General features: G+C 53.3%; 2 protein-coding genes. Both read right to left on the bottom strand.

Annotated features, from left to right (window positions below):
- On the bottom strand, positions 1–1,687 hold a 1,687-nt coding region (locus tag MKMG_RS11200), incomplete at its 3' end, for a cache domain-containing protein (protein ID WP_165078018.1).
- A 112-nt stretch (positions 1,688–1,799) separates the two neighbouring features.
- Complete coding sequence (locus MKMG_RS11195) at positions 1,800–2,990, bottom strand: PLP-dependent aminotransferase family protein (RefSeq protein ID WP_165078016.1); 1,191 nt, start codon at positions 2,988–2,990, stop codon at positions 1,800–1,802.
- Positions 2,991–3,029: the final 39 nt, after the last annotated feature.

Genomic DNA, 3,029 nt, shown 5'->3' with positions numbered 1-3,029 from the left:
AGACCACTTTACCCGCATAAACCCCGGACCCGACAAAATACTCATCCATCACCGGCAGCACATAGCAGAACTTGAGTTCCTCATTGCCGGTATCAGGATTCTCATAGACCACATACACATACCCGCCGCCCCTCTGTGCGGCATCGATCTCCAGTTTGACTGCCTCAACGCCATAGCTATCGGTGAAGTTCAGGCGGTTTCTTCCCGCCATCTCCGGCTGGAACGGGAGAGAGAGGCAGGTGCCGTTCATGTCGTATGCGAAGACATAGTCTGCGCCTGTCCCGAATTTATCATTCATTGCTGCAAAAATCCCTTCTTCTTTGCTATATGCAGATGACGTGAGGGCAAAGGCCTGCGCCTCCTTCACCCGGCTCACGAGGGTGTCAATTGCAGTCTGGTTCAGCGCGACATCCATCTCCGGAATATAGACACCGGATCCGACAAACCAGTCCCCGTCAACGGGCCGGATTGTAGCAAGTTTCAGCTGTTTCTGATAGCCTTCCACGGGGTTCGGGAAGGTGTAATACATATATCCACCACCGCGGGCCGCAAGGTCCACAAAGCTCTTCATGATCTCAAGCCCGTTCTCATCCGCAAGCGCCACCCGGTCTTCACCGACAATGCCCGGCTGGTAGGGGTGGGCAAGTGTGGTACCGTTCATATCGTAGGCAAAGATGTAGAGCTCACCATCAATGAACTCACCTTCAGGATCGTTGAAGGCTGCAAGGGCCACGGATTTTTCGTTCTGCTGTGCAAATGCTGCCGCATCTTCGACAAAGGCAGTCATTGAGGAAATATCCTCATCCAGTGCCCCATCAGATCGCGGTGTGGGCACAGGTGTCGGGGATGAAGTGGTGCTGATGTCGCGAATGACTGCCACTCTCCATTCCGTTTCGCCGAATGAGATCGTTGACCAGTAGAGTTCGCGCTGCACTTCCCTGCTCCAGTCCCGGTCCCAGAAGGTATATTCCCCCCTGCCGGATGCAGCTGCAACAATTGTCTCTGCCAGTTTCGGGATCTCTGTTGACTGGTAGAGAGGATCCGTGAAGGTGTTCTTCCCGACCTCCTCTTCATTGGTCTCATAGAGAATTCTGCCGTCCGTCTGCATCACCATGAACTCATACCCGGTTGCTTCGGCGAGAGGACAGAAATACTGGCGCAAAAAGATCTCCGGACGGAAGGTGAGGTCGGTGTACCCCAGATAGATGCCATCACTGGAGAATACCGGGTAACTGAGAGATATGCCGGAAAACCCTTCTTCGAGGAGGAAGATGTGGCTTAACACCGGTTTTTTCACCGCGTGTGCATACTGCACCTCAGGCTGGTAGCCAAGGTCGGTGCCGACAATTGTCTCGTAGTGCGCCGGCGCTGCTGCCGTGACGATCCCCTCAGGGTCTATCACCAGCGACGATATGACATATGGGGACGCACCGGCCAGTTTCTTCTGCAGCACCTCTCCTGCCGCATCGCCCCTGATACCGGTTTCTGACAATTTATCCGCACTCTCTGCATTGCTCTCCTGTAACTGAGAGAGACCGGCAGAGACGTTCGCGGTTGCACGCTCCAGAAGTGCCGTCATCTTTGCGTCTTCCGGCGTGCCTGCCGGTTCATCAGGAGTGGTGCAGCCTGCGGATAATAAACAGAGACACAGCCCTGCAAGAACAATAACACTGATTCGGTTAACCATTACTGGAAAAATAGTGCATCAGGTATTATTAAATGATGAGAATTGACTCTCTTTGTCCGGGCCGAAAAAACAGAAGAGGCAGGTATCCGGCACAGACCAAAAAAAGAATGCCTTATTGAGGAGTGCTACGAATTTCTTCGAGCACTTCGGCAACAATTTCGATGCCTGCCATAATATCCTCTTTATCCGCATTGGAGAAATTAATCCTCGCTGTCGAGTCACCGCCGCCGTCTGCGTAGAACGGCGTGCCCGGCAGGATGGCCACCTTGCGTTTCAGGGCGGCATCAAAGAGCTCACTTGAGGAGACACCTTCAGGAAGCGTCAGCCAGATAAACATCCCGCCGGTTGGCCGGGTGAACTGCACATCGTCCGGGAAGCACTTCTCCATCTGTGAAATCATCCATCCGGCACGTTTCCGGTACTCTTCGTTTATAACTGCAATATGGGCATCAATGTCGTTTTCTTCCAGATATTTTGAAAGGATACGCTGGCTCAGGTAGTTTGAGTGCAGATCGGATGCCTGTTTTGCGATGAGTATCTTCTCCATAACCTCTTCGGGTGCACAGACCCATCCCATCCGCATGCCGGGCGAGAAGATCTTGGAGAACGACCCTGTCAGAATGCCTTCGCCGCCCATATAAGCACTGACCGGTTTCCTTGTCACACCGTCAAACTGGAGTTCCCCGTATGCATCGTCTTCCACAAACGGCATGTCGTGGTCGCAGAGAATGGCAGCGAGATCCTTTCGCCGGTTCTCCGAGTAGGTGATCCCGGAGGGGTTCTGCGAGTTCGGAATGCCGTACATGAACTTCGCGGATGACGTCTCAAGCACTGTAGTAAGACGTTCCAGGTCAGGCCCTTCCTCATTCAGAGGGACCGGGAGGAATTCTGCCTGAAACATGGAGAACGACTGGATGGCACCCAGATATCCGGGGTCTTCAACAATGACCGAATCGCCTTTATCAAGGTAGACCTTTCCGATGAGGTCCAGACACTGCTGAGAGCCGTTTGTGATCAGAATTTGATCCGCACTTACTGAGAGACCGTAGCGGGTGCGGTAGCGTTCTGCAATCCATTCCCGCAGGGGAGGGTGTCCTTCGGTGGTCGAGTACTGGAGTGCGGTCTTGCCATCCTCTTTCAGCAGTGCTGCGGCGGCTCTCTGTATCCCCTCATCATCAATCAGATTGGGATTGGGAAGGCCGCCTGCAAAGGAGATGATCTCCGGATCTGCGGTGACCTTCAGTATCTCACGGATAAAGGATTTCTGTGTTGAGCAGATCCTCTCTGAGTACCGGTGATTCATTGGAATAATATGTGCCGGTGAGAAAGAAAACCGTGTTCA

Origin of the sequence: Methanogenium sp. MK-MG (assembly GCF_009914725.1) — an archaeon.
In the GTDB taxonomy this organism is placed as follows: domain Archaea; phylum Halobacteriota; class Methanomicrobia; order Methanomicrobiales; family Methanomicrobiaceae; genus Methanogenium.
Note: the sequence above shows the minus strand (reverse complement) of the source record. Positions and strands in the feature narration are given on the sequence as shown.

Bases quoted from the DNA above. Each gene is read 5' to 3' on its own strand.
- MKMG_RS11195 (WP_165078016.1), bottom strand. From the start codon at position 2,990: ATGAATCACCGGTACTCAGAGAGGATCTGCTCAACACAGAAATCCTTT.